Origin of the sequence: Mesorhizobium australicum (assembly GCF_900177325.1) — a bacterium.
Classification (GTDB): Bacteria; Pseudomonadota; Alphaproteobacteria; order Rhizobiales; family Rhizobiaceae; genus Mesorhizobium_A; species Mesorhizobium_A australicum_A.
This window is the reverse complement of record NZ_FXBL01000004.1, coordinates 4,668,991-4,694,120: the sequence shown is the minus strand read 5'-3', so window position 1 is coordinate 4,694,120 and position 25,130 is coordinate 4,668,991. Positions and strand designations below refer to the sequence as shown.

Sequence of the window (25,130 nt, the reverse complement as noted above, 5' to 3'; positions counted from 1 at the left end):
AATGAAGGCATTCGTCGTGCGGCCGCGGGCCGTGCAGGCCATCGCATTCGCGCTCGCAGTCAGCGCCGCGCCTGCCGTCATCGGAAGCCCCGCATTTCTCGTCGCATCGACGCTGCGCTATCCATTCTGGCCGCGGCAGTCGCGGTCCTGCGTCTTTGCCCAGCCCGGACCGCGTACGCCGGGCATTCTTCTTGCCGGGTTTGAAGAGTGGTGGTTCGAGGCCGGTGATTTCGCTCTGGCGTCGGCACCTGGAACGGACTTGCCTCGGTCGCGGCTTTCATCGCAACGTCATCCGCGCCTTACGGATCGATCTCAATACCGAGGAGCGGCCGCTGATCGTTGGCGCGTTGCGAGCCGCTGGTGCCGTTCAACGGATGGAGTGCTGGGCGACATTCTCGGCCTGCCGCAGTCGCGGGCAGGGGCGGTCCTGGACCTCCAGGCCGGTCATCTAACGCACGAGCAACTTTTTCAGCGGCTGGTGGCGATGACCTTCAACACGCGACAGAACGCAGCGTGCTTTTGAAAATGGGCGCCGGAGCAGGCGAACCTGGCTCCGGCGCAACCAGGCCTTTTACGGCTTGGCAACCGCGGCCATATCGGCGCGCGCCTTCTCGACCAGGTCGACCCCGATCTTTTCGCTATACTCTTTCACGACAGGAGCAACGCGTTCGCTCATGGCTGCGAGCGCTTCAGGCGTGGGCTGGGTGATCTCGAAGCCCTTCTCCTTGAGCTGCTCCTCCAACTCCGCCGCCGCCTTGCGGGAAACGTCCCGCTGGAAAGCGGCCGATTCCTTTGCAGCTTCCATGACGTGCGCCTTGTCCTCCTCGGAGAGGCTTCCGAACCACTTCTGGCTCGCGAGGAGAACGAACGGCGTATAGACATGGCCCGTCTTGGCCAGATACTTCTGCACCTCATAGAACCTGGCGGTGTAGATGAGGGCGTAGGGCGTTTCCTGAGCGTCGACGGCGCCATTTTCGAGGGCACTGTAAAGCTCGGGCCAGGGAAGCGGCGTCGGATTGGTGCCCAGCGCCGTCCACGTCGCAATGAACAACGGGTTAGGTATGACCCGGATATTGATCCCTGCCATATCTTCCACCGTGTTGACGGGGCGAATCTTGTTGGTCATGTGGCGGAAGCCGTTGTCCCACCAAGCCAGACCGACGATGCCGGTCTTTTCCTTCAGCTGTGCAAACAGCTGTTCGCCGACTGCGCCGTCCATGACGGCATCGACCGCCGCGAAGTCCTTGTAGAAAAACGGCAGGTCGTAGATCATGAATTGCGGAACGACGCCGACCAGGTTGGGCGTGGGGCCAACCATGATGTCGATGAAGCCGGCCTGAACCGACGCCTGCATCTCCGGCTCGCTGCCGAGCACGCCGTTGCCGAACGTATCGATCTTGATGCGCCCGCCGGTCTTTTCTTCCACCAGCTTCGCAAAATGGCGCGAAGCCTGTCCGACCGGGTGGTCTTCCGTAGGCACGTAGCCCAGGCGCGGGTTCTGAGCCACGGCCGGAGCGGCGGCCAGAAGTCCTCCCAGCAGCGCCGCAGTTAGAAGCAATATTCTCATAGTTTAACCTCCCAAGAACGGTTCACCGGGAACCAGGATGCATTGACTGTCACCAACGAACTCGACAGCACCGATAGTGCGAGAACGGCCAGTTCGGCCCATTGCTGCAGGTGCTGTGAACAAAACCCCGGAATACACCGGGCAATTGACTGCTGCCGCCGTCACCAAAGGTGGATGAGACCAGCGGCCCGCCCTCGTGATGAGAACGGGCCACCCGTAAGATCAGCGAAGATCAGTGGGGTCTTCCTCTTTCGATCGGGGGGACCGGAGGCTGGGTGGTCACCGGCCAGTTATGCGTCCCCCGCGGATAGCCATTGATGGCAATCCGGGTATCGAACCCCGGACAATAGTTCGCCGCAGAGTGCCAGCGGCCGGCCGGGACATAGACGATATCGCCGGGCTCTGCGACAAAGAAGGGCAAGCCTTCGATGTTGTAGCTGATCTGACCTTCCATGATGAACCAGAACTCAGCGTAGTCGACGTGGAAATGTCCGATGCTCGTCGGGGGCTGAGGATTGCAATTGAACGCCTGGCCGCGGATGCGGTTAACGAACATGCGATCGTCGCTTACGAATGCACCGGCCGCAGGCTGAGCAAAGAAGTCGTAGAAAATAGGCTCAGGCTGACGCGTCAAGCTATCGGGCGCATCATGTCGGCTCAGGTACCACATTTGATCCTTGCCGTTGATCTTCGGTGGCTTGGGCAAAGTTGCCGAGTCCTGCGGGTAAAGGAATGTGGAGTCTGCATTCCAGATTCCAAAGTGCAGCGACGGCGTGTCACCCACGTTCTTCAGTGAATAGAGCCGGCGGAACGGAACCCGGATCATATAGCCCTTGGTGGCGACAAACGGCGCCACACCCTCGATCGTGACTTCAATCTGGCCATCCCAGACAATGAAGGCGGTCTGGTGATCCGTAACCCTCAAGGGCCTCGTCGCGTCACCCACCTTCAAACCCACCCACCCGGCTCGCAGGTGTTTGTCGTCGACGACCTTGTGGGTCCAACTTTTGGAAGGGTTCTTGCCGGCGAGGACGTTCGTCAGCTTCGTATGCGGGACGTGCCCGTTCTCGTATTTCGCCAACTTTTTCGGCTTTGGCGTCCAAGAATACGTTGACTGTGCAAGTGCTCCCGTCACCCCCACCGCGCTGACCGCTATCGCACCCAAGATAGCCAACCCGACTTTCAACAAGCTCCTCACGCTCTCCTCCTCCTCTATCGCTTGATCGTTGCCGACACCGAAAACCCGCTCAAACCTCCAAGCATCGAACTGAGAGAATGTCCATAATATGGACACGGTGTCCAACAACTTATATTGGGCAGACTGTTAGTGGATTGTCAACGCCTCACCGCCGCGCTTGGAAGCCAGAGCCAGGGCTCGATGCACCGCGTAGCGATTGGCGTTGATCGTGGCGCGCAGCATCTTCGGATCGGGAGGTGCGCCTCGGCAATCGATCGGATGCGAGGATCCGAACCCTAGGGCACGGGTGTCAGCGCCGCTCCACCGTGGAACCAGGCGATCACGTTCTGTGCCACAAGGTCCGCCATTGCGGTGCGCGTGCTGACCGACGCGGATCCGATATGCGGCAGGATCGTCAGGTTATCGAGCGCCAGCAGCTCGTCCGAGACATTGGGTTCGTCCGCGAGCACGTCGAGGCCGGCCGCAGCGATGGTTCCTGTGCGCAGGGCGCTAATCAGTGCCTCCTCGTCCACCACGGTCCCGCGACCCACATTGATGAACACGCCCTCTGGCCCGAGAGCGGACAGCACCCCGGCATTTACGCTGTTTGCCGTCGACGGCCCCCCCGGCACGATGGAGATAAGCGTATCGACTGCACTGGCAAGTTCCAGCAGCGAAGGAAAGTAGTCGTAAGCGATGCCGTCCGCCGGGCGCCGGCTGTGATAGGCAATAGGAAGCCCGAATGCTTCAATCCGTCGGGCGATGCAGCGGCCGATCCGCCCCATTCCGTAGATGCCGACCCGGCGGTTTCGCAGCGTCAGATGGCTGAGCGGGTAGTCCGACGATTTCCACCGGCCTTCGCGAACGAAGGCTTCCGCCTTGGGTATCTCGCGCACGACGCTGATAAGGAGCCCCAAGGTGAGATCGGCGACCTCCTCGTTCAGCACGTCAGGGGTGTTCGTGACGACGATATTCTTGCTGCGCGCGTAGGCGGCATCCACGGAGTCGTAGCCGACGCCGTAGCTGGCGATGATCTCAAGGTTGGGAAGGGCGTCGATGAACTGCCGATCGATCCTGGCGCGGCAGGCCACGCCCCGAATTGACGCCCGCACCTCTTGGGACAGATGAGTGTGAATGTCATAGTCAGGGGTTTCGACGAGATTGAAATGCGTTGTGAGCATGCGCCGGGCATGCTCGTGCATCCAGCCCGGTATGAGCACGGTGGCAGCGGCTTTCGACAAAGGCTTTCCTTCCGGTTCGGGGGTGTCACTGGCCGGCACGAATGGCCGCAGGTGAATCGGTGCTTGTCACGCGGGAAGCCTTTGGATTGCGCAAAGCGCCGACCGTGATCCGCGGTCTTGATTTTGTTTCAAGTCGGCAGCGTCCTCCGGCGAAATCAGCAAGTCGGCGGCCCTTGCATTCTGACCATAATGTGGTCAATATGTCCAAATTCTGATAAAGATCCGCAACCTCTCTGTCAAGACGGTGCGCGCGCCGCAACCACAAGGTGGAGCTTGACAAGTGTGCAGTTCCGCCTAATGTTTGGACAAAATGTCCATATTATGGACTGGGCGATTCCAAAAAGATCGCGCGTTCGTATTCACCGGCTGCACGAAATGTGCCGAATGCCAGACGGTGGCTGCAGCGATGCATGGGCGGAATATCAAGGAGTGTGGCAGGGTGCATACTATAACTTACCTTACAAATATTAGTTTCGGCCTCGGGGCTTCCGATACACTCACAGACATACTGCGCGAACTGGGCGTGTCTCGCCCGCTGGTGATCAGCGATCACGGCATCAAGGCTGCCGGTCTCCTGGATCGCCCGGGCTTCGCGTTCCTGAAAGCGGCGCCGGTCTTCCTGGACGTTCCCACAAACCCGACCGAGAGCGCGGTTGCCGCCGGTCTCGAACTGTACAGGCAAGGCGGCTGCGATGGCGTCGTGGCGATCGGCGGAGGCTCTCCGATCGATCTGGCCAAGGGCGTCGCGCTGCTCGCCACGCACGATGGTGAACTCGAGCGTTACGCGGCGATCCTGGGTGGAGTGGCGCGCATCACCAGCGCAGTGGCTCCGCTCGTGGCCATCCCGACAACGGCTGGCACCGGATCCGAAGTCGGACGCGCGGCACTGATCACGCTGGATGATGGCCGCAAGCTCGGGTTCATCAGCCCGTTCCTCATCCCGCGCAGGGCGGTCTGCGACCCCGCGCTGACGATGGGGCTTCCCCCGGCACTGACGGCTTCGACAGGGCTCGACGCGCTGTCACATTGCATCGAGACGTACCTTTCCCCCCGTTACAATCCGCCTGCCGAGGCAATTGCCACCGACGGCTTCAAACGCATCTGGAAGGCTTTGCCTGTCGCCTACGCAGATGGCGCGAACGCGGAGGCGCGGACCGAACTGATGATGGGTGCCCTCGAAGGGGGAATGACCTTCCAGAAGGGGCTTGGAGCTGTCCATGCACTTAGCCATGCATTGGGCGGTCTCAAGGAGGCTAAGCTCCATCATGGGACGCTCAACGCCATTCTGATGCCGACCGTCCTTCGGTGGAACGTGGAGGTTGAGGCCGTGGCCAAGAAGGTCAGTCACCTCGAGAGCCTGGCGGGACTTGAAGGGACGACGCTCGCGGACGCGCTGGACGACCTGAACCGTCGGTTGCGCATTACGCCAAGACTGTCCGAACTGGGCGTGACCCGGCAGGTCATCGATTGGGTATGTGAGCGAGCCCTGGCAGACCACAGCCATCCCACCAATCCTCGCCCGCTGACCAAGCAAGACTACGCCGCGATCCTTGAGTCCGTCTTCTAGTCTGCGAACCCTCAGAGAATGAGCAAGGAGGTCGTCTCGTGAGACCGATCGTGATCGTAACCGGCGCGAGCCACGGCATCGGTGCCGCAACGGCTCGGCTGTTCGCCGCAGAAGGCTACGATGTCTGCATAAACTACCTCTCCGACACCACCGCCGCGTCCGAAGTCGTTGAGCACTGCAAGGCCGCAGGCGCCCGCGCCATCGCGGTACAGGGAGACGTGGGCAAGAAGGAGGACATCGAGGCCCTGTTCAGCGCATGCGACGATGCACTTGGGCGAGTGACCTGCCTGGTCAACAATGCCGGGATCATCGGGAAAGCTGGAAAGATAGTGGACTTGCAGCCTGAGGTGCTGGAAACCGCCTTCAGGATCAACGTCTTCGGCGTTATCTACTGTATCCAGGAGGCCGCAAAACGCATGTCCACCAGCCGAGGCGGCCAAGGCGGAACAATCGTCAACATGTCGTCGCTCGCCGCGTTCCTCGGCAGCCCCAACGAGTATGTCCACTATGCCGCGACCAAAGGCGCAGTGGAATCCATCACATTCGGCGCGGGCAAGGAACTGGCGCCGGAGGGCATCCGCGTGAATGCAATCCGTGTCGGGACAACCAACACGCGTATCCACACGCAAGGTGGAAATCCCGAGCGCCCAGCCCGCATTGCGGCGGTAACGCCTATGGGGCGGATCGCCGAGCCCGAAGACATCGGGCGCGCCGCCCTGATGCTTGCCTCTCCCGGCTCGGGATTCATGACCGGCACCCTGATCACGGTCGCCGGGGGGCTCTGATGCCCCTCGGACGGGATATCTCACGATGGCTTGGAACCGATCTCGGGAGACCAGCATGAGCGCCAGCAACGGCAACGGATCGCGCAGCACGAAGCTGCGGTCGCGGGAGTGGTTCGACAATCCCGACAATCCGGGAATGACGGCGCTCTACCTGGAGCGTTATCTGAACTATGGCCTGACTCGCGAGGAGCTGCAGTCGGGCAAGCCGCTGATCGGCATTGCGCAGACCGGCTCGGACCTTTCGCCCTGCAACCGCCACCATATCGAGCTCGCCAAGCGCGTGCGCGCCGGGATCGAGGCGGCGGGCGGCGTGCCGTTCGAGTTTCCCTGCCATCCGATCCAGGAGACCGGCAAGCGTCCGACCGCCTCGCTCGACCGCAACCTCGCCTATCTGTCGCTGGTCGAGGTGCTCTACGGCTATCCGCTCGACGGCGTCGTGCTGACGATCGGCTGCGACAAGACCACGCCGGCGCTGCTGATGGCCGCCGCCACGGTCAACATCCCGGCAATCGCGCTGTCGGTTGGCCCGATGCTGAACGGCTGGCACAAGGGCGAGCGCACCGGGTCCGGCACGGTCGTGTGGAAGTCGCGCGAGCGGCTTGCCGCCGGCGAGATCGACTACGACCAGTTCATGGAGATCGTCGCCTCGTCTGCGCCCTCCGTCGGCTATTGCAACACGATGGGCACGGCGACGACGATGAACAGCCTCGCCGAGGCGCTCGGCATGCAACTGCCCGGTTCGGCGGCGATCCCGGCGCCCTATCGCGAGCGCGGCCAGATCTCCTACGAGACCGGCAAGCGCATCGTCGGCATGGTGCATGAGGACTTGAAGCCGTCCGACATCATGACCCGGCAGGCGTTTGAGAACGCCATCGTGGTCAATTCGGCCATCGGCGGTTCGACCAACGCGCCGATCCATCTCAACGCGATCGCACGGCATCTCGGCGTCAAGCTCGACAATGACGACTGGCAGGCGATCGGGCATAAGATTCCGCTGCTGGTCAACCTGCAGCCGGCTGGCGAATATCTCGGCGAGGACTATCATCATGCCGGCGGGGTGCCCGCCGTGGTCGCCGAACTGATGAAGGCCGGTCTGCTGCCGAACCCGGACGCGATGACGGTGAACGGCAGGACGATGGGGCAGAACTGCGCCAATGCCGAGAACATGGACGAGAAGGTCATTCGTCCGGTTTCCTCGCCGCTGAAGCAGGATGCCGGCTTCATCAACCTCAAAGGCAATCTGTTCGACAGCGCGATCATGAAGACCAGCGTGATCTCGCAGGAGTTCCGCGACCGCTACCTGTCCAATCCGCGCGATCCGGATGCGTTCGAAGGCACGGCGCAGGTCTTCGACGGGCCGGAGGAGTATCACGCCCGCATCGATGATCCCGCACTCGGCCTGACCGAGAACACGATCCTGTTCATGCGCGGCGCGGGTCCGGTCGGCTATCCGGGCGCGGCCGAGGTCGTGAACATGCAGCCGCCCGCCTATCTCATCAAGAAGGGCATCCATTCGCTGCCCTGCATCGGCGACGGGCGGCAATCCGGTACCTCCGGGAGCCCGTCGATCCTCAACGCCTCGCCGGAGGCCGCAGTGGGCGGCGGGCTGGCATTGCTTCGCACCGGCGACCGCGTGCGGGTGGACCTGCGCAAGGGCACGGCCGACATTCTCGTCACCGACGACGAGATCACGCGGCGGCGCGCCGAATTGCAGAACAATGGCGGCTATCACTATCCGAAGCACCAGACGCCGTGGCAGGAGATCCAGCGCTCCATGGTGGACCAGCTCTCCGAGGGCATGGTGCTGAAACCCGCCGTGAAATATCGCGACGTCGCACATACCAGCGGCGTCCCGCGCGACAATCACTGAGGCGAGCTGCCGATCCCCCGACCGAAAGATTTCCCATGACCGATGGCATCGCTCGCCGCTATGATTTCGCGATCGGCCTCGGCCGTCGCGCCGGCGAACTCGGCATGGGGCTTGGCCCAACCGGGCGTGACGCGCGATGTTCCCCGACATCGTCCGGGGCGCCCTGAACGACCGCAGCACCGGACCAACCCGCGCGTTGCGTCCGACACCGATTAAGCCAACCTGTAGGAAGCAAGCAGACCATGTTCAACAACCTTATCGGCGGCGAGTGGGTCGAAGGCCCTCGCGTCTCGCGCAACATCAACCCCTCGGACACGCGCGACGTCGTTGGCGAGTTCGCGCAAGCCGATGCGGCCCAAGCCAGGCAGGCCATCGCCGCAGCCAGCGAGGCCCAGTTCGCCTGGGGCCTGTCCACCCCACAGCAGCGCTTCGACATCCTCGACGCCGCCGGCGCCGAGATCCTGGCGCGCAAGGCCGAACTGGGCGACCTGCTGGCCCGCGAGGAAGGCAAGACCTTGCCCGAGGCCATCGGCGAAGTGGCGCGGGCCGGCAACATCTTCAAGTTTTTTGCCGGAGAAGCGCTGCGTGTCGGCGGCGACGTGGTGCCTTCCGTTCGCCCGGGCGTCGGCGTGGAAGTCACACGCGAGCCCGTCGGCGTTGTGGGCCTGATCACGCCCTGGAACTTCCCTATCGCGATCCCCGCCTGGAAGGTCGCCCCGGCCTTGGCCTATGGCAACACCGTGGTACTCAAACCGGCAGATCTCGTGCCCGGCAGCGCCTGGGCCATCGCCGACATCCTGCACCGCGCGGGCCTGCCGGCAGGGGTGTTCAACCTGGTGATGGGCCGTGGCTCCGAAGTGGGCCAGGTGCTGCTGGAGGACAAACGCGTCAACGCGATCAGCTTCACCGGCTCGGTGGCCACCGGCCAGCGCATCGCGCAGGCTTGTGTCGCGCGGATGGCCAAGTTCCAGCTGGAGATGGGCGGCAAGAATCCGATGGTGGTGCTCGACGACGCCGACCTGGACGTCGCAGTGAACGCGGCGCTGAACAGCGGCTTCTTCTCCACCGGCCAGCGCTGCACGGCCTCCTCGCGGCTGATCGTCACCGAAGGCATCCACGACCGCTTCATCGCTGCAATGGCGGAAAAGATGAAGGCGCTGAAGGTCGACGACGCGCGCAAGAAGGGCACCGACATCGGTCCCGTGGTCGACGACAAGCAGCTCGCGCAGAATCTCCAATACGTCGCGATCGCCACGGCCGAAGGCGCCAAGCTGGTCGCGGGCGGCGAGGCGCTCGACAGAAACGACGACGGCGCGCCAGGCTACTACATGCGTCCGGCCCTGTTTGCCGAGACGACGACGGTGATGCGCATCAACCGCGAAGAGGTGTTCGGCCCCGTGGTGAGCGTCATCCGCGCGAAGAACTACGAGGAGGCGCTGGCCTTGGCCAACGACACCGAGTTCGGTCTCTCCGCCGGCATTGCCACGACCTCGCTCAAATACGCGACGCATTTCAAGCGCCACGTGCAGGCGGGCATGGTGATGGTGAACCTGCCGACCGCGGGCGTGGACTACCACGTGCCCTTCGGCGGCCGCAAAGGCTCCAGCTACGGGCCACGCGAGCAGGGCCGCTACGCCGCGGAGTTCTACACGACGGTCAAGACGGCATACACGGCCGCCTGATCTGCGCCGCAAAGGACCCTAGGCGCCCCAGGTGTCTGGCCGTGGACTCACCTGCTTTGGGTCCGAGGAACAGATAATCCCGCCGGACCGAAAGGCCCGGCGGGATCATTGTAGACAGCTGCGGCCCTGCTCGATCTAGCTGAGGGCTGCGTGCCTTCCTGCGATGTAGCCCTGAGCGAGAGCTCGACCGTTCCCGTGCTGACTGAAGCCGCCAGCAGCTTCGCCCGCGGCGTAGAGGCCGCGAATTGGCTGACCGGCAAAGTCGAGGACCTGGCTTGCGGCGTTGATGCGCAGTCCGGACCGGGGGTCGTGGAGCACCGGCGTCGACCAGGCGGCATAAAAGGGCGCCGTCTGGATCTTGTATTGGGGTGTCGGTTTGCCGAAGTCGGCGTCGGCACCCGCGTCAACAAAGCCGTTATACCGCGTCACCGTCTCGACCAGGTTGCTTGCCGGCATGGGAACCCGCTGATACGGCATGACGATCTTCGCCGCGAGTTCCTCCAGCGAGTTTGCCTGGAAGAAGAATCCGTCAGGATCGACATAGGGCGGTGCCACATTCCAGTTCCTGCGGGCCCTGGTCGTCTCATCGAATATGGCCCAGATCGGGCCACCGCCGTTGTGGCCGTCGCCGATCCCGGCCATGGCGGCGTTGATCCAGTTTTGCGGGTTCCATGTGATGTTCTTGGCGTTCAGGTAGCTGTCCTGAACGTAAGGGTTGACCGAGCGGGCGCTGTTCGTCCCGAATTGGCCTCCCGTCTCGTCGTAGAAGCGCTTCCCGATCATGTTGACATGGATCACGTCCTGGAAGTTGTTGACGCTTAGTCCCCTGGCTTTCGCCAGCGGGAAGACGACGCTGGTGGGCAACCACTCAAGGAACGAGTAGTTGTACCGCGTTCCGATGCGGCTTGGCTTGGTGATGTTGGTGCCGAACTCTCCGGTCTGGTTGTAGGTGCCCGCCAGCGACGCGCCGACATTCAGCCCTGCGAGGATGCCGCTGGCGTCCTGGAAGGAATAGGGCTCGCCGGCGACGCCGCAGTATTCCGCGGTGAGCCGTGGGTCGAACATCCGGCGGTATTCCACATTGCCGTTTCCGCCACCGCTCGCGATCACTATGCCCTTGCGTGCCTGAATGTTGACGTTGCGGCCGTTGTGAGTGGCTTTGACCGCGACCACGCCATGGTGCATCCGGTGCAGCGACTCCAGACGGTGATTCAGCAGGATCTTCACGCCACGTGCTTTCGCCGCGGCCTCCAGCGGATATATGAAACCGGGCCCTTGAGACGTCGTCAGCCGTTGCGACTCGGGCACCTGCAAGCCGGTACGGACCGAGACGTAGTCCATGATCGCCGTGTGCATCATGCGGTTGACCGAGTTGCCGACCTCGTTGCCGCCGACGTTGTCGGCCGTGCTTCTCGTCCACCTGACGCCATGGCGGACCAGAAAGTCGTAAATGGTGAGGTTGATGTCGGCAAATGCCCGGATGACCTCGCGATCGTTGTAGCGGTAGCTCGGAAAGCCGTTGGTCTGGACGATGGACCAGTCGGTAAGATCGCGAAACAGGAGGTCCGGCGTGTCCACGATGCCGGCCGCTGTCTGGGCAGGGGTTCCACCTCCCAGGGGAATGTTGCCTGAGCTGACAACGCCGCGTCCTCCGATATGCGGTTGCGCCTCGAGTACAATAACCGACGCGCCTGCCTCTGCGGCGGCGACTGCCGCGGCGAGGCCGGCCGAGCCGCAACCCACAACGACGACATCGGCGACACGCGGGCCTCCGCCATGGCCAAAGCCCGAGGCATTGCCAATGTTCACCTGGAAAATGCTGCTGCCTGCGGCGGCGATTCCGGCACCGCCCTTCAACAATGATCGTCGGGTGACTTTCATTACGTCCTCCTCCTGATTTTCAAAATCAGCGCACGCCAGTCCGGGCCCTCATTCGGGCTTGTGTGGCGGCGCGGCCTCCATCCTGCTCGCCTGGCAGTCCGTGTCAAGGGACTGCCCACAATATGGACAATATGTCCAACAATTCATATTGGGCAGACTGTTGGCGGATTGTCAACGCCTCACCGCCGCGCTTCGGAGCCCAGAGCAGGGGCTCGATTCACCGCACAGCGATTGGTGGCTCGGCGCCTGTCGCGGAGAAACCACCATGGCAAGAGCTGTAAGGAAGAAGCTCGCGGTCCCGATGATCGCGTCCTCTCGGGCGCGCTATTCCGTTCAACCGCATCAGCCTGTCTGTCGGACAGCGATGTCCGCGAGACCGATGTCGAGGGCCCGGCTTGTGAAGGCGGACCGCTTCCCCTAGGACGGGCTCATCCCCAGCATCGTCAAGAAGGCCGATGCCGAGACCTCAGCCGTCGATGACTCGCTGGCCGAGGACATGCATTGCTTTGCTCATCAACGCGATGAGTCCTCAAGGGCTCTGAGTACAGAACCTAGCTCCGCGTCGGCAAGGTCACCTGTGCATTCGATGCTCTTGCTTCCTCGGCTTCGAAGCGCAGCGCCTCGCCGAGCGGCATTTCGTAGCCGCGGTCGATCAGCGACTTGATGCGCCCGATATGATCGGCCGGCCATCGCGCGATCGCAAGCGCGACGGCGCGGGCCGCAGGCAGGAGGTCATCGTCGGCGACGACACGGGTGACGAAGCCGAGCGCAGCCGCTTCCTCCGCCGGTACCCTGCGGGCGCTCAGCGATATTTCCTTGGCGCGGTAGGGGCCGATCGCGCGCGACAGTCGCTGCGACAGGCCCCAGCCGGGCAGCAGGCCGATCTTGGCGTGCGTGTCCTGGAAGAAGGCGGAGCGGGCGGCAAGAACGATGTCGCAAGCGAGCGTGATCTCGAAGCCGCCGGTGACGGCGAGGCCGTTGATCGCGGCGATGATCGGCTTCCTCAATCCGGTGATCGCCGAACCCATGTCGCCGCCGTCGACATTCTCCGTCACGTTGTGTCCCGACTGGCCGAGCTCCTTGACGTCGAGCCCGGCGCAGAAGGCCCGGCCGGTGCCGGTGAGGATGATTACCCGGACATCGTCACGCGCGTCCATCTCCGCCAGCGTGGCGACCAATGCGGTGCGCAATGCGCGGTTGAGCGAGTTGAGCGCGGCGGGACGGTTGAGGGTGAGCGTCGCCACGCCGTCCGCGATTTCGATGAGCAGGGGGGTCTCGTCCATCGTCGCCTCCGGAGTGCGCTGTCCTCAGATGGCGCGTGCGAAAAGTTCCGCCGACGCGATAAAGCGCGGCGCCTGCGTGGCGTCCTCGTAATAGGCGTCGCGGCCGAGCCGGTGCTGGTAGTCGTAGAGGACGGCGAGCTTCCATGCCGCCATCGCCGCATACCAGGGCAGCCGCGACACGTCGCGCCCCGTCAGAGCCGCATAGCGCTCCACCAATTCCTCGCGCGCCGGAAAGCCATCGCCGAGCATGGCGGCCGACAGTTCCTGCGTCGGGTTCAGCGGCTCGTTGTTTGCCGGATAGCAGCAGGCCGTGTAGCCGAGATCGAGCAGCGGATCGCCGATCGTGGCGAGCTCCCAGTCGAGGATCGCCAGCAGCCGCGGCGGCGCAGCCAGCGACCAGATGACGTTGCCCAGCCGGAAATCGTTGTGGACGATCGCGGCGCCGGATTCCGCCGGCGCTGTCGAACGCAGATGCGCGGCCATGTCGGCGAGCCAGGCGGGCGCCGCGTCGTCGCGCAGGTTCATCAGCCCTTCGAGCCGCTTCAGATGACGGGCGTTGAAGTCTTTGGGCTGACCGAAATCATCGAGCCCGCAGGCGCGCCAGTCCACCGCGTGCAGTTTCGCAAGGCCCTCCGCCAGGCCGAAGGTGATGGCGCGGCCGTCGCGCGCCGCGTCGAAGGGCGGCGCGAGCCTGTCCGTCATGATGTGTCCAGGCACATGCTCCATGACATAGAAGGGCACGTCGAGCACGTCGCCGGCCTGTGCGACTGCCAGCACGCGCGGGGTAGGCACGTCCTGGTCCTGCAGGGCCGTCAGCACGCGCGCCTCGCGCAGCACGTCGTTTGCGCCCTTCGGCACCGGCGGCGGCGGCGGACGGCGCAGCACCGCGTTGCCGCCCTTCACCTTGATCAGATAGGTAAGGTTGGAATGACCGTCGCCGATGCGCCGCGGCTGTGGAGCGCCGTCGCGCAGGCCCTTCGCCGCAAGAAACCCGTCGAGCGCCGCGAGGGTCGCGTCGTCCCAATTCCAGCTCATCGCGACGTCTTGTTCAGCTCGATCATCGCGTCGAGATAGGATTGCGGCCACTGGCACTCGAACTGGCCGGCGGCGTCGCGCCCGTCGATCTTCGCCCGGCAGGCCGCTTCCATGATCATCGTCGCATGGCGTCCGCCGGTCGGCAACTTGACCAGCCCGAAGCGCTCCATCTGCATCGAGCACGTGCCACCTCGGATGTCGGTGATCTGCACGTCAATGCTGCGCTGGGTCATGTCGTCGTCAAACGCCGCCTTCTGGTCGACGGACGCGATCGGCACCAATTCGCCGTCGCGCACGACATAGCCGCCGACGCCCCATTCGCCCTTCGCCATCCAGATCCAGGCATTGACGATGCGCGAGGCATCGGGCGCGTAGGCGACCAGCCACTTCCAGTGCTGCGGCACCTGCCAGTGGCGCACGCCCCAGGAATGGTCGCGATGGCCGATCCGGTCGAGCTCGATCCGCTTTCCGTCCCACTCGATGTAGCCCTTCACCCAGCCGGACTGCTCGAGCCGGTTGTCGGCGAACCAGGACGGCAAGCCGTCGGGATTGGACCGGTAGCTGAAGGGCGCATGGAAGCCTTCGAAGGAATAGTCGAGCTTGACCTTGTCGCTCTCGAAGGCGATGCGCGCCGTCTTCTGGTCGGCCGGCTGCCGGACGCGCAAGTCACCGAGCCGGAAGTCGTCGAAGTCCATTGTGTCGGGCACGTCGCCCTGCACCAGTTCCAGCACGTAGGGTTTGCGTTCGGTGCCCCAGAGAATGAGGTTGAAACCGGCCTTCCCGGTGCCAGTCAGGTAGAGGTAGCACTGAAAGCCGAGTTCGTGGTCTGGCATGATCACCTGCCAGAACAGCGAGTCGCGCGCCCTGCCGCCGTCGGCGGCGCGATGGCGCAGGTCGTCCTTCGGCTGATAGCCGGGATCGGTGATCTCGGGAGCGTTCTTGATCCAGTCGATCATGGGCGGGCCTCCTCCGTGCTTGCGACCTATCTGCCTGCAGGATCGGGAAAGGTCAAGATATGTCCGCATGCGTATGGTGAACTAGCGAATTAAATCTGGACAGGGACGCGGTTGCGCTGTTTCATGACCGCGAAGGCGACGGAGGACACTTGATGGATCCGAGGACGGTTGGCGAGTTGCTGGCTAGCGAAATCGCGGACGATCCGCCGGAGGGCTTCGCGCCGCTGCCGACCGGGCCCGGATACAACGCCTATTTCGGTCCGATCTACGGCAGAATGCTGGACGGCAGGTTGCGGCTCGGCATGCGCATCGGTCGCCGGCATATCAACCCGCACGACACCTGCCATGGCGGCGTGCTGGCGTCGTTCGCGGACATGCAGGTCTACGTCACCCAGCAGGCACGCAGCGATCTGCGCCAGATACTGATGCCGACGATCAGCATGTCGCTCGACTACATATCGCCGGCTATCCTCGGCGACTGGCTGGAAGGGGACACGACGCTGCTGCGGGCGACAAAGACGACCCTGTTCCAGCAGACGCTCGCCACAGTCGGAGACAGGATCGTGTTCCGCTCGAGCTGCATCTACCGGGTCAGCGGGCGCCAGGCGCCGATGGGCAGCACGCTGGGAGAGCTGTTTCCGAACGAGTAAGCCGGTCCCGGCCTGCGAGGGGCCCGAGATGGACAGGCGTGGCTGCGTGGTGCATGGAGTCTCCATGTCATGCCAGCGGAGTCGTTGATGCAGTCGAAGCCGCCACCACGCGCCGCCGCACGGCGACTGCCGCGCGACCAGAGGGTCGCGGTGATCCTGCAGACCGCCCGATCGGTGCTGCGGGACCGAGGTTCCGAGCAATTCCTGACCTCCGAGGTCGCCGAACGCTGCGGCACGTCGGAAGCCACGATCTACAAATACTTCCCGACCAAGCGCGACCTGCTGATCAAGGCTGCGGAGGACTGGTTCGAGGAGTTTCTCAGCGACGACTATCCCGCCCGCACCAGCGGCCCGCTGAAGGACCGGCTCTATCACGCCATCTGGTGGGCCCTGTCGTTCATCCGCCGCGAGCCGGCGCTGTCGCGCTTCGTGCTGATGGAACTGCGCGCCGATCCCGCCTACCGGACCATGCGCATTTACCAACAGAACCGCGAGGTGGTTGAGCGGGTCATGGGTGTCGTCGAGGACGGCCGCAAGAGCGGTATCGTGCGCGACGACATCCCGATGCGGCTGATGCGCGACATGATCTTCGGCGCGATCGAGCACCAGACCTGGGCCTATCTCCGCCGGGAAGGCGATTTCTCGGTTGACGATTCTGCCGGGTGGATCACCGAGGTGATCCTGGGCGGCATCGTCGTGAACCAGCCCGCGGACCGGCATCTGTCCGAAGCGGTCGACATGCTGGAGAAGGTGACGGCGTCGCTGAGGAAGCAGGCCGGCCCAAAACGCTGATCAAGCGTCCGGCGCGGCGATCACCCCGTCCGCCGACAGCCGCGCGATGCGCGCCGGATCGATGCCCCAGGCGGACAAGGTCGAAGCCGTCGTCTGGCGCGCATCCGGCGGCGAGTTCCTGATCGTCGCGGCGGTGCGGCTGAAGCGCGGCGCCGGCGCCGGCTCGGTGAGGCCGTCGCGCTGCACGAAGGTGCCGCGCGCATTGGCGGTGCGGTGGTGTGGCGCCTCGTCCATGTCGAGCACCGGCGACACGCATGCATCCGTGCCCTCGAACAGCAGTTCCCACTCGTCCCTTGTCTTCTTTGCGAACTCCGTGGCGAAGATCGTGCGAAGCTCGTCCCAGCGGGTGTGGTCGTGCTGGCCGGGGAGCGTCGCAACGTCCAGGCCGAGGATGCGGACGAACTCGCGATAGAAGCGTGTCTCCACAGCGCCGACCGCCATCCAGCGACCGTCCTTCGTGGCGTAGGTGGTGTACCATGGGGATCCGCCATCGACGCTGTTGGTTCCCCGGTCGAGGTTCCAGAACTTCGCCTGCCGGTAGCCGAGATGCATGGTCAGCATGCTGGCGACGCCGTCGACCATGGCCGCGTCGACGACCTGGCCCCTGCCGGACTGGCGTGCTTCCACCAGCGCGGCGAGCAGGCCCATGGCCAGGTAGAGCGAGCCGCCAGCGAAATCTCCGACAAGGTTGAGCGGCACGGCAGGGGCGCCGCCCTTCGGCCCGATCGCCGCGAGTGCTCCGGTCATCGCGATGTAGTTGATGTCGTGACCGGCCATCTGCGCCAGCGGACCGTCCTGGCCCCAGCCGGTCATCCGCCCGTAGACGAGGCGCGGATTGTCGGCGAGGCAGACTTCCGGGCCGAGCCCCAGCCGTTCCATGACGCCCGGGCGGAAGCCTTCGATCACCATGTCCGCCGAGGCGATCATCTCGCGCACCACGGCGACGCCTTCCGGTGACTTCAGATCGACCGCGGCGGCCTGTTTCGACCGGTTCAGGAGGTCGTAGCGCAGGCCGATGTCGAAGCCGAGATCGCCTGTCGACAGCCGCTGCACGCTCACAACCTCGGCTCCGAGATCCGCGAGAAGCATGCCGCAGAAAGGGCCCGGGCCGATGTTGGACATCTCGACGATCCTGACACCCTGCAGCGGACCCATTCGGCACTCCTATTGAGCTTGGCTAACCAGAAGAATGGCGGTCGCTTGCAGCCGCGCGGCTGCATAGCCCCTTCATTCTTAGGCTGTCATTGTGTGAAAGCGCTCATCATGTCAATTAGTATATCTAGCGTACGAATCGTCTTGACAGATGCATTTGGTGAGCTAAACTCACCTAGACGATCGGCAAAAGAGCAAGCCACTTTCGGAGCCAGCCTTGGACAGACAAGCGATCATCGACCGTTTCGCGGAAGCAGCCCGGGACCCGCTCGGTTATGCGAGAGCCTGGAAGGAGCGGACGGGCCGCAAGGTCATCGGCTCGTTTCCGATGAACTTTCCCGGCGAGCTCGCGCACGCCGCCAACACGCTGCCGATGATCCTGCAGGAAAGCGACGAGCCGATCACGCTCGGTCATGGCCTGCTCTTTCCGTTCTACTGCGGCTACACGCGGTCCATGGTCGACCAGGCGGTCCGCGGCGACTTCGGGGTTCTCGACGCGATCATGTTCGGCGACCATTGCGTGCAGCTGCTCGGCGCCGCCGACGCGATCCGCATGCAGCTGACCGAGACGCGCGTCATCTTCTTCCAGCTCATCTCCTCAATGTGCGATCCCTGGACGCAAGGGCGCTCGGAGGAGAGCTTCACGAAGCTGAAGGAGGAACTCGAAGACTTCGTCGGCGCCCCGGTCGAGGACGAGGCGCTGCATGCGTCGATCCGGCTGTTCAACCGCAATCGCGGCCTGATCCGCCGCCTCTACGACATGCGCAAGACCGGCACCGCGCCGCTCGGCTCCGTCGAGATGCAGCACGTCGTCAAATCGTCGATGATCATGGACAAGGCAGAGCATACGGAGCTGCTCGAAGCGCTCGTGGCTTCCTTCGAGGATGGGGGGCTGCGGCCGACGCGGAACGTGCGGCTGCACCTGTCCGGCCATTTCTGTCAGGCGCCGAAGCCGGAAGTGCTGCGGATGATCGAGGAGTGCGGCGTGACCGTCGTGGGCGACGATCTCTACCACGGCTTTCGCTACATCTCGACGGATGTTCCCGAGCAGGGCGATCCGATCTCCGGTCTCGCCCGCTGGTACATGGACCGCAATACCGGCGTGCCGTGCCCGACGCGCGTCCAGAACAATGTCGACTGGGACGCCTACCTTCTGAACGCGATCCGCGACGAGCGCGCCCAGGGCATGATCGTCCTGATGGCCAAGTTCTGCGAGCCGCACATGTACTACTACCCCGAGGTCAAGGAGGCCTTCGAGAAGGCCGGCGTGCCGCATCTGCTCATCGAGACCGAGCATGACGGTATGGCCCTCGAAAGCATGAAGACCAGGGTCGAGACCTTCGTCGAAGTCGTGAAGCACCGCCAAGCCGCCTGAGCCAGGAGACGCACAGATGAATATCGCCGTGAGATCGCCCTTCGAGGAGAAGAAGGCCAACAAGCTTCAGTCGACCCGCATCGCCGGCAAGCTCGTCAACGACTATTGGGAGATGGTCTGGCGGGCCAAGGAGGAGGGCAAGCTCGTCTGCTGGTACGAGGGTTCGGCCATCAATCCGTTCCTCGAGGCCGCCGACATCTGCTGGGTGCATGGCGAAGCCTATTCCGCGATGCTGGCGGCGCGCCACCAGGAAGGCACCGCCCAGCGCGTGGCGGAGGAGCGCGGCTACATGCGCGAGCTCTGCTCCTATGCCCGCACCCATCTCGGCTGCGCGGTGTCGAACCAGCGCCTGCGCGGCGACAATGCCGGCGCGGCGCCGGACGAGGATGATCTGACCTGGAAGCTGCCGCCGCCGGACATGATCATTTCAGCCTATGCCTACTGCTCCACGGGGCAGCAGTGGGACGAGATGACCAGCCGCGTCTTCGGCAAGAAGATCCCGATCTTCAACGTTTCGCTGCCCTGGATCTGGGGGTCCAAGCCGGATGCCGGCTATCTGCGCGGGCAGGAATGGGAGGAGACGTCGACCTATGTCGAGCGCCAGCTCTTCGACATGGTGAAGTTCATCGAGGAACGCACCGGCAAGCCTTATCCCTGGGATCGTCTCTACTCGCTGATGGCCGACATCCGGCGCGCCTCGGAGTTGCGGCTGGAGGCGATGGAGCTCTGCACCGCCCAGCCGGCGCCCGCCAGCTTCTTCGACTGGGTCGTGTCGATCGCGCCGATCAACAACCTGCCGGTGCCGGGCGTGAAGCAGTATTTCGAGACCGTGCTCGCCGAAGTGAAGCAGCGCGTCAAGGATGGCGAGGGCGCCGTGCCTGACGAGAAGTATCGCCTGTTCTTCGACGGCATCATGAACTGGAACAAGGTCGGCTGGCTGGCCAACAAGTTCGCCCGCTGGGATGCCGCGGTCGTTGCCGGCCGCTACACCCACATGGCCTTCTGGCAGGAGCCCGGCCTGATTGATCCGAACGCTCCGGTGCGCGGCATGGCGCAGAACTATCTGATCTGCCCCAACAACCATGCGGCGCCGATCCTGATCGAGCTGATCATGGGGCTGTGCAAGAAGTTCAAGGTCGACGGCATGGTCATCCATGCCTCGCGCACCTGCCGCGCCTTCACCAACCCGCAGTTCATGATCGCAGAAGCGGCGCAGAAGCGCCTGGGCATTCCGTCGTCGATGTTTGAGGGCGATGTAACCGACGAGAGCTTCTACAAGGACGAGCTCTTGAACAGCCGCGTCGAGGCGATGCTCGAGGCGATCGAGTCGCGCAGGATGGCCGCGGCCTGACCGCGCCGGCAGAGCAGGAAGGAGTGGTTCGATGAAGCAGCATGTGATGGGTGTCGACTTCGGCTCCACCACCGCCAAGACGGTCATCCTCGACCTCAAGGGCGACATCGTCTCACACTCGGTTGCGCATATGGGCGCCGTCTCGGGCAACGGCGTCAAGCACTCGATGCAGGAGGCTCTGGAGCGTGCCGGGCTGACGCAGGCGGACATCGGCCGCACGGTATCGACCGGCTACGGGCGACGCATGCTCGACGAAGCCGACAAGAACTACACCGAGATCACTTGCCACGCCCGCGGCGCGGTCGCGATGGTGCCGGGCGCGCGGCTCGTCATCGATATCGGCGGCCAAGACAGCAAGGTGATCTCGGTCGATTCCAACGGCCTGGTGGCGCAATTCGCCATGAACGACCGTTGTGCGGCCGGCACCGGCAAGTTTCTCGAAGTGCTCGCCCGCGCCATGGAGATCGAGCTCGCCGACATGGGCGGCGTGGCGTTGGAAGCGACGGAGAAGCTCAAGATATCGTCGATGTGCGCCACCTTCGCCGAGACCGAAGTGATCTCGCTGCTTGCCGAGGGTCATACCAAGCCGAACGTGCTCGGCGCGGTGCACAAGGCGATCGCGACGCGCACTCTTGGACTTGTCGGCCGTGTCGGCAAGAAGGGTCCGGTGGTGATGACCGGCGGCGTCGCCAAGAACCCTGCGGCCGTGCATTACATCCAGGACGAGCTGCAGATGCCGCTGATCCTGCCCGACCTGCCGCAGATCGCCGGCGCGCTCGGCGCAGCCCTGATCGGGCTTGACGACTACAGGGCCGAGAACAGACATCTCCTGATCTCCGAAGCCGAGGATATGGCGCGCGAGGAACAGATGGCAGCCGACAAGGCATGCATTCCCGGGTGCCGGGGCGTGCCGGAACTGGCGATCGACCCGCGCGAGAAACAACCTGTCGCGGGCAAGCTCAAGTCTTTGGTCGGCTCGCTCCAGAATCATCTCTGAACACACCCATGGAACGCTTCCCCGCTCTTCGTCTGATCCTGAAGCTAGGGCGAATCGGGGCGGCTATCCTGGGCGTGGCGCTCACCGGTCTTTTCCTCTGGTCCGCCTGGAGCGGGCTCGGCTGGTGGGCGCTTCCCATTGCCCCCTTCGTGCTGGCGACGAGCTACTTCCTGCTCAAGAGCTATGTCGAGATCGTCCAGATCATCACCGAGATGGTGCATTAGGTACCAACATGAAGGTCCAAGCGGCCTTCGCTGCCGCGCAACACCGGCCGATCGAAATAGCGGAGTTCGACCTCGACGGTCCCCGCGACGGCGAGGTGCTGGTCGAGATCAAGGCAGCGGGTCTCTGCCATTCCGACATGTCCTTCTTCGACGGCTCGCGCAACTGGCACGACTATCCGATCGTGCTCGGTCATGAGGGCGCGGGCATCGTGCGCGAGGTTGGCCCGGGCGTAGCTTCGCTTGCGCGGGGCGACCACGTCATTCTCGCGGGGATTCCCGAATGCGGCGAATGCCCTGCCTGCCGTTCATCCAAAACCAATCTCTGCGACGCCTATTTTAAGCCCACGCAACGCAGGCCGTTTTCCCTGCATGGGCGGCCTGCGCGGGCGTTCTGCGAACTCGGCACGTTTGCAAACTTCGTCACCGTCCGAGAATGGCAGGCGGCGAAGATACGCAGCGACGTGCCGCTCGACGTCATCTGCTGCCTCGCCTGCGCCGGCGCGACCGGCATCGGCTCCGCGATCTTCACCGCCCGCATGGAGCGGGGCGCGTCGGCAGTTGTGTTCGGTCTCGGCGGCATCGGGCTCAACGTTGTCGAGGGCGCGCGCCTCGCCGGCGCAAGCGCCATCATCGGCGTCGACACGAACCCGGAAAAGGAGATCGCCGGCCGGGCGATCGGGCTGACGCATTTCCTCAATCCGCGTACCGTGCCGGACGTCGTCGAAACCATCCGCGGGATCACCGGCGGCGGCGCGGACTACGCATTCGAATGCGTCGGTTCATCGGCCATTCTCTCACAGGCGGTGGAATCGACGCGGATCGGCTGGGGCACGACGGTGACCATCGGCATCCTGCCGGGAGATGAGCGGGTCGACCTGCGCCCGCGCGCCCTGCAGGAAGGACGCCGGCTGATGGGCTCCTACCTCGGCAACGTGAAGACCCGTTCCGAGCTGCCGCTCCTCGTCGACTGGTATGCCGAGGGCAAGCTGCATCTCGACGCCTTGATCTCACACCGGATCAGGCTCGACCGGATCGCAGACGGCTTCGGGATGCTGTCGGACGGCCGTGCACGGCGCGTGGTGATCGGCTTCGATGAGCCGCCTCATCCTTGATGTGAGTGTGGATCACCGAAGGTCTCTCAGTCACCCGTAAAGTTGACAATATCCCGGCTCTTTTTGCGATCTATGGCAGTTTCCATGACTTCGACATCGTGTTGAGATCGAGTCACCTGAGGCGGTCAATGGCGCTAAAAAAACTTGTGCGGAGGCAAATCGTAATATAGCATATAAATAGCTCAGCGTACCTTATCGGGATGGAGGATCCCGGGACGTTGATTGTCGCTCGCGTCGCGCGTTCCGCGAAAAAACGCGTCCAGGGAGGAACTAAATGACTCGCATCGGCCAGGCATTTTTCGGTTCGACGGCGCTGGCAGCCGTCGCCCTTTCCATAAGCATGGGCGCCGCATCGGCGGATCCGCTCAAGCTCGTGATCTGCCATGTCGACGACCGTTCCGGCTCGGCTGCCGACACCGGCATCGAGAGCCTGAATGGGCTGAAGATGGTGCTCGATCCGCTGAATGAGGCCGGCGGCATCAACGGCCAGAAGATCGAGCTGATCACCTACGACACGAAGACGGACCCGCAGCTCGCCGCCAATTTCGGCACCCGCTGCGCGGAGGACGACGGCGGCCTGATGATCATCGGCGGCAGCCCCTCCGCAGTGGCGAATTCGCTGGTGACGGTGGCCAACCAGAGCAAGATCCCGCTCTACATCCTCGCGGCCGCCGCGCCGAACGTAACCGACAACGCAGTCTACCAGTATCGCTTCGGGCCGAAGGTGACGCAGGACTCGATCGCGGTCGCCGAGGCGTTCGCAGCGAACGGCATCAAGAAGGTGGCGATCATCAACAATTCTGTGCCGTTCGGCATCTCCGGCGCCGCGTCGGCGACGGAAGAGCTCGGCAAGAAGGGCATCGAGATCACCACTCAGCAGACCTATGACGTCGCCGCCACCGACGTATCGCCGCAGGTCATCAACCTGATGCAGAGCGACCCGGAGGTGATCCTCGTCTATCCCTATCCGGCTGACGGCGCTCGCGTCGTGCGCACCATCCGGCAGATGGGGCTGAAGCAGCCGGTGATCATGCCGCGCGTCGGCATGATGAAGGCCTTCCGCGACCTTGCGGCCGAGACGGGCAACGACGTTCTGGTTCCCTCGTCGGTCGATACGACCCGGGCGGAAGTGGCCGAATTCTTCAAGGCATACGCCGCGAAATACGGCCCGCTCGCCATCTCGCCGTCGCCTGTACAGGGATACGACGCAGGCACGCTCGCCGTCGCGGTGCTGAAGGACGAGAAGGTGCAGGAAGCGATCAAGGGCGGCGACGTGCAGGCGGCCCGCGACGCGATCCGCGACGCCACCGCGCGGCACGGCGACTTCACCGGGCTGCAGGGCACGGCGAACGGCGGCTATCGCTTCTCGCAGAACCATCACGGGCCGACCGACACGGGCTTCTTCGTCTTCGTCAAGGTTGCCGAGAACGGCGCTGCGCTCGAGGCCGTGGATTCGGCTGTCGCTCTGAAGAAGTAGCCAGGGCTCCTGCCGGGGCGGCGCCGGGACTTTCCGGCGTCGCACCCAGGCCCAAGCAACGGGGGCGCATATGCTCATGAAATTCAGCTACCTGCTGCTTGCAGGACTGACGAACGGCAGCGTCTATGGCCTGATCGGCCTGTCGCTTTCTGTCGTCTACGGCTCGTCGCGCGTCATCAACTTCGCGCAGGGCGAATTCGTCATGCTGGGCGCGATGTGCGCCGTCCTGTTCATGGTCACATTCGCGCTGCCATGGCCTCTTGCGGCGCTTGCCATGCTGGCGATCGTCGTGGTCGCAGCGCTCGGGCTCGACTACGGCATCTATCGGCCGCTGATGCGCCGCAAGGCCGCCCCGCTGACAATCATGATCGGCACGCTTGCCGGCGCTATCGTGGTCTACGGCCTCGCTTTCCTGCTGTGGGGACCCGACCAGCGGTATGTGCCGCCGGTGCTGTCGCTCGACCCGGTGCGGCTTGGCTTCCTCATCACCAATTCGCAGCAGATCTCGCTGATCGTGATCTTCTTCGTCTTCCTCGTGGCGACGTGGTTCATCCTCTACCGAACGCGCTTCGGCCTCTCCGTGCGCGCCACCGGCGTCGATCCGAAGATCGCGCTGCTGATGGGCATCCGTTCCGAGCGCATTGTCCAGTTCTCCTTCATCTTCTCGGCCTTCATCTCCGGCATTGCCGGCATGATGGTCGGCCCCCTGCTCGGCGGCCATGTCGGCATGGGGCTGCTGCTGACCGTGAAGGGCTTCATGGCCGCGATCCTAGGCGGTCTCGGCTCGCCCTTCGCGGCCGCCGCCGGCGGCATCGCGATCGGCCTGATGGAGGCGCTGATGGCCGGCTACGGCACGTCGCTCTATGCCGAGCCCGCGATCTTTGTCCTCATCCTCCTCGTGCTCGTCATCCGGCCCTACGGGCTTCTGGGCGACTACGAAGCGGAGCGGCGCTGAT

22 protein-coding genes are annotated in these 25,130 nt (G+C 64.0%); 14 read left to right on the top strand and 8 right to left on the bottom strand.

Going from position 1 to position 25,130, the window contains the following annotated elements:
* Nucleotide 1: 1 nt before the first annotated feature.
* Nucleotides 2–523 (top strand): hypothetical protein, encoded by a 522-nt coding sequence (locus B9Z03_RS29580; RefSeq protein ID WP_139832391.1) that lies wholly within the window; start codon nucleotides 2–4, stop codon nucleotides 521–523.
* A 48-nt stretch (nucleotides 524–571) separates the two neighbouring features.
* Here B9Z03_RS29580 and B9Z03_RS25510 read toward each other — a convergent pair whose 3' ends face one another.
* From B9Z03_RS25510 to B9Z03_RS25500, 3 genes are all read right to left on the bottom strand, one after another.
* The gene (locus B9Z03_RS25510) at nucleotides 572–1,567 is read right to left on the bottom strand and encodes a TRAP transporter substrate-binding protein (protein WP_085466809.1); all 996 of its coding nucleotides are present in this window, start codon (nucleotides 1,565–1,567) and stop codon (nucleotides 572–574) included.
* Nucleotides 1,568–1,799: 232 nt separating this feature from the next.
* Nucleotides 1,800–2,765, bottom strand: a complete 966-nt coding sequence (locus B9Z03_RS25505; protein ID WP_176247641.1) for a cupin domain-containing protein — start codon at nucleotides 2,763–2,765, stop codon at nucleotides 1,800–1,802.
* 275 nt (nucleotides 2,766–3,040) lie between these two features.
* Entirely contained in the window at nucleotides 3,041–3,985 is a 945-nt protein-coding gene (locus tag B9Z03_RS25500; RefSeq protein ID WP_085466807.1) for a 2-hydroxyacid dehydrogenase, read from the bottom strand.
* A gap of 439 nt (nucleotides 3,986–4,424) precedes the next feature.
* Here B9Z03_RS25500 and B9Z03_RS25495 point away from each other — a divergent pair, with 439 nt between their 5' ends.
* The 4 genes from B9Z03_RS25495 (at nucleotide 4,425) to B9Z03_RS25480 (ending at nucleotide 9,889) form a co-directional block, all read left to right on the top strand.
* Nucleotides 4,425–5,552 carry an iron-containing alcohol dehydrogenase gene (locus B9Z03_RS25495; RefSeq protein ID WP_139832511.1) on the top strand — a complete coding sequence of 376 codons (1,128 nt, stop codon included), beginning with the start codon at nucleotides 4,425–4,427 and terminating at the stop codon, nucleotides 5,550–5,552.
* Nucleotides 5,553–5,590: 38 nt separating this feature from the next.
* Nucleotides 5,591–6,337 (top strand): SDR family oxidoreductase, encoded by a 747-nt coding sequence (locus B9Z03_RS25490; protein ID WP_085466805.1) that lies wholly within the window; start codon nucleotides 5,591–5,593, stop codon nucleotides 6,335–6,337.
* A 55-nt stretch (nucleotides 6,338–6,392) separates the two neighbouring features.
* Entirely contained in the window at nucleotides 6,393–8,207 is a 1,815-nt protein-coding gene (locus tag B9Z03_RS25485) for an IlvD/Edd family dehydratase (protein WP_085466804.1), read from the top strand.
* Nucleotides 8,208–8,449: 242 nt separating this feature from the next.
* Nucleotides 8,450–9,889 carry an aldehyde dehydrogenase family protein gene (locus tag B9Z03_RS25480; RefSeq protein WP_085466803.1) on the top strand — a complete coding sequence of 480 codons (1,440 nt, stop codon included), beginning with the start codon at nucleotides 8,450–8,452 and terminating at the stop codon, nucleotides 9,887–9,889.
* A 135-nt stretch (nucleotides 9,890–10,024) separates the two neighbouring features.
* Here the strand turns inward: B9Z03_RS25480 and B9Z03_RS25475 are convergent, their stop codons facing one another.
* The 4 genes from B9Z03_RS25475 to B9Z03_RS25455 form a co-directional block, all read right to left on the bottom strand.
* Nucleotides 10,025–11,770: an FAD-dependent oxidoreductase gene (locus B9Z03_RS25475; RefSeq protein WP_085466802.1), complete on the bottom strand. Its 1,746-nt coding sequence runs from the start codon at nucleotides 11,768–11,770 to the stop codon at nucleotides 10,025–10,027.
* A gap of 551 nt (nucleotides 11,771–12,321) precedes the next feature.
* On the bottom strand, nucleotides 12,322–13,053 hold the full coding sequence (locus B9Z03_RS25465) for an enoyl-CoA hydratase (protein ID WP_085466801.1): 732 nt from the start codon (nucleotides 13,051–13,053) through the stop codon (nucleotides 12,322–12,324).
* 24 nt (nucleotides 13,054–13,077) lie between these two features.
* Nucleotides 13,078–14,088, bottom strand: a complete 1,011-nt coding sequence (locus B9Z03_RS25460) for a phosphotransferase family protein (RefSeq protein ID WP_085466800.1) — start codon at nucleotides 14,086–14,088, stop codon at nucleotides 13,078–13,080.
* Nucleotides 14,085–15,044, bottom strand: a complete 960-nt coding sequence (locus B9Z03_RS25455) for a DUF7064 domain-containing protein (RefSeq protein ID WP_085466799.1) — start codon at nucleotides 15,042–15,044, stop codon at nucleotides 14,085–14,087. Before B9Z03_RS25455 ends, B9Z03_RS25460 begins: the two co-directional genes overlap by 4 nt.
* A gap of 152 nt (nucleotides 15,045–15,196) precedes the next feature.
* Between B9Z03_RS25455 and B9Z03_RS25450 the strand changes: the two genes are divergently transcribed.
* Nucleotides 15,197–15,694 carry a PaaI family thioesterase gene (locus tag B9Z03_RS25450; RefSeq protein ID WP_085466798.1) on the top strand — a complete coding sequence of 166 codons (498 nt, stop codon included), beginning with the start codon at nucleotides 15,197–15,199 and terminating at the stop codon, nucleotides 15,692–15,694.
* An 87-nt stretch (nucleotides 15,695–15,781) separates the two neighbouring features.
* Complete coding sequence (locus tag B9Z03_RS25445; RefSeq protein ID WP_085466797.1) at nucleotides 15,782–16,486, top strand: TetR/AcrR family transcriptional regulator; 705 nt, start codon at nucleotides 15,782–15,784, stop codon at nucleotides 16,484–16,486.
* Here the strand turns inward: B9Z03_RS25445 and B9Z03_RS25440 are convergent, their stop codons facing one another.
* Complete coding sequence (locus B9Z03_RS25440) at nucleotides 16,487–17,641, bottom strand: CaiB/BaiF CoA transferase family protein (protein ID WP_085466796.1); 1,155 nt, start codon at nucleotides 17,639–17,641, stop codon at nucleotides 16,487–16,489.
* 214 nt (nucleotides 17,642–17,855) lie between these two features.
* Between B9Z03_RS25440 and B9Z03_RS25435 the strand changes: the two genes are divergently transcribed.
* The 7 genes from B9Z03_RS25435 (at nucleotide 17,856) to B9Z03_RS25405 (ending at nucleotide 25,129) form a co-directional block, all read left to right on the top strand.
* Nucleotides 17,856–19,013, top strand: coding sequence for a 2-hydroxyacyl-CoA dehydratase subunit D (locus tag B9Z03_RS25435; RefSeq protein WP_210191388.1), 1,158 nt, complete (start codon nucleotides 17,856–17,858; stop codon nucleotides 19,011–19,013).
* Between the two features lie 16 nt (nucleotides 19,014–19,029).
* Entirely contained in the window at nucleotides 19,030–20,364 is a 1,335-nt protein-coding gene (locus B9Z03_RS25430) for a 2-hydroxyacyl-CoA dehydratase subunit D (protein WP_176247640.1), read from the top strand.
* A gap of 31 nt (nucleotides 20,365–20,395) precedes the next feature.
* The gene (locus B9Z03_RS25425; RefSeq protein WP_085466795.1) at nucleotides 20,396–21,361 is read left to right on the top strand and encodes an acyl-CoA dehydratase activase; all 966 of its coding nucleotides are present in this window, start codon (nucleotides 20,396–20,398) and stop codon (nucleotides 21,359–21,361) included.
* 8 nt (nucleotides 21,362–21,369) lie between these two features.
* Entirely contained in the window at nucleotides 21,370–21,585 is a 216-nt protein-coding gene (locus B9Z03_RS25420) for a hypothetical protein (protein ID WP_085466794.1), read from the top strand.
* A gap of 8 nt (nucleotides 21,586–21,593) precedes the next feature.
* Complete coding sequence (locus tag B9Z03_RS25415; RefSeq protein WP_085466793.1) at nucleotides 21,594–22,697, top strand: alcohol dehydrogenase catalytic domain-containing protein; 1,104 nt, start codon at nucleotides 21,594–21,596, stop codon at nucleotides 22,695–22,697.
* A gap of 274 nt (nucleotides 22,698–22,971) precedes the next feature.
* Nucleotides 22,972–24,174 carry an ABC transporter substrate-binding protein gene (locus B9Z03_RS25410; RefSeq protein ID WP_085466792.1) on the top strand — a complete coding sequence of 401 codons (1,203 nt, stop codon included), beginning with the start codon at nucleotides 22,972–22,974 and terminating at the stop codon, nucleotides 24,172–24,174.
* A 76-nt stretch (nucleotides 24,175–24,250) separates the two neighbouring features.
* Entirely contained in the window at nucleotides 24,251–25,129 is an 879-nt protein-coding gene (locus tag B9Z03_RS25405; protein WP_176247639.1) for a branched-chain amino acid ABC transporter permease, read from the top strand.
* Nucleotide 25,130: the final 1 nt, after the last annotated feature.

Excerpts from the sequence above, each read along its gene's own strand:
- B9Z03_RS29580 (WP_139832391.1), top strand. The coding sequence starts at position 2 with ATGAAGGCATTCGTCGTGCGGCCGCGGGCCGTGCAGGCCATCGCATTC.
- B9Z03_RS25510 (WP_085466809.1), bottom strand. The coding sequence starts at position 1,567 with ATGAGAATATTGCTTCTAACTGCGGCGCTGCTGGGAGGACTTCTGGCC.
- B9Z03_RS25485 (WP_085466804.1), top strand. The coding sequence starts at position 6,393 with ATGAGCGCCAGCAACGGCAACGGATCGCGCAGCACGAAGCTGCGGTCG.
- B9Z03_RS25480 (WP_085466803.1), top strand. The coding sequence starts at position 8,450 with ATGTTCAACAACCTTATCGGCGGCGAGTGGGTCGAAGGCCCTCGCGTC.
- B9Z03_RS25475 (WP_085466802.1), bottom strand. The coding sequence starts at position 11,770 with ATGAAAGTCACCCGACGATCATTGTTGAAGGGCGGTGCCGGAATCGCC.
- B9Z03_RS25465 (WP_085466801.1), bottom strand. The coding sequence starts at position 13,053 with ATGGACGAGACCCCCCTGCTCATCGAAATCGCGGACGGCGTGGCGACG.
- B9Z03_RS25460 (WP_085466800.1), bottom strand. The coding sequence starts at position 14,088 with ATGAGCTGGAATTGGGACGACGCGACCCTCGCGGCGCTCGACGGGTTT.
- B9Z03_RS25455 (WP_085466799.1), bottom strand. The coding sequence starts at position 15,044 with ATGATCGACTGGATCAAGAACGCTCCCGAGATCACCGATCCCGGCTAT.
- B9Z03_RS25450 (WP_085466798.1), top strand. The coding sequence starts at position 15,197 with ATGGATCCGAGGACGGTTGGCGAGTTGCTGGCTAGCGAAATCGCGGAC.
- B9Z03_RS25445 (WP_085466797.1), top strand. The coding sequence starts at position 15,782 with ATGCAGTCGAAGCCGCCACCACGCGCCGCCGCACGGCGACTGCCGCGC.
- B9Z03_RS25440 (WP_085466796.1), bottom strand. The coding sequence starts at position 17,641 with ATGGGTCCGCTGCAGGGTGTCAGGATCGTCGAGATGTCCAACATCGGC.
- B9Z03_RS25430 (WP_176247640.1), top strand. The coding sequence starts at position 19,030 with ATGAATATCGCCGTGAGATCGCCCTTCGAGGAGAAGAAGGCCAACAAG.
- B9Z03_RS25425 (WP_085466795.1), top strand. The coding sequence starts at position 20,396 with ATGAAGCAGCATGTGATGGGTGTCGACTTCGGCTCCACCACCGCCAAG.
- B9Z03_RS25420 (WP_085466794.1), top strand. The coding sequence starts at position 21,370 with ATGGAACGCTTCCCCGCTCTTCGTCTGATCCTGAAGCTAGGGCGAATC.
- B9Z03_RS25415 (WP_085466793.1), top strand. The coding sequence starts at position 21,594 with ATGAAGGTCCAAGCGGCCTTCGCTGCCGCGCAACACCGGCCGATCGAA.
- B9Z03_RS25410 (WP_085466792.1), top strand. The coding sequence starts at position 22,972 with ATGACTCGCATCGGCCAGGCATTTTTCGGTTCGACGGCGCTGGCAGCC.
- B9Z03_RS25405 (WP_176247639.1), top strand. The coding sequence starts at position 24,251 with ATGAAATTCAGCTACCTGCTGCTTGCAGGACTGACGAACGGCAGCGTC.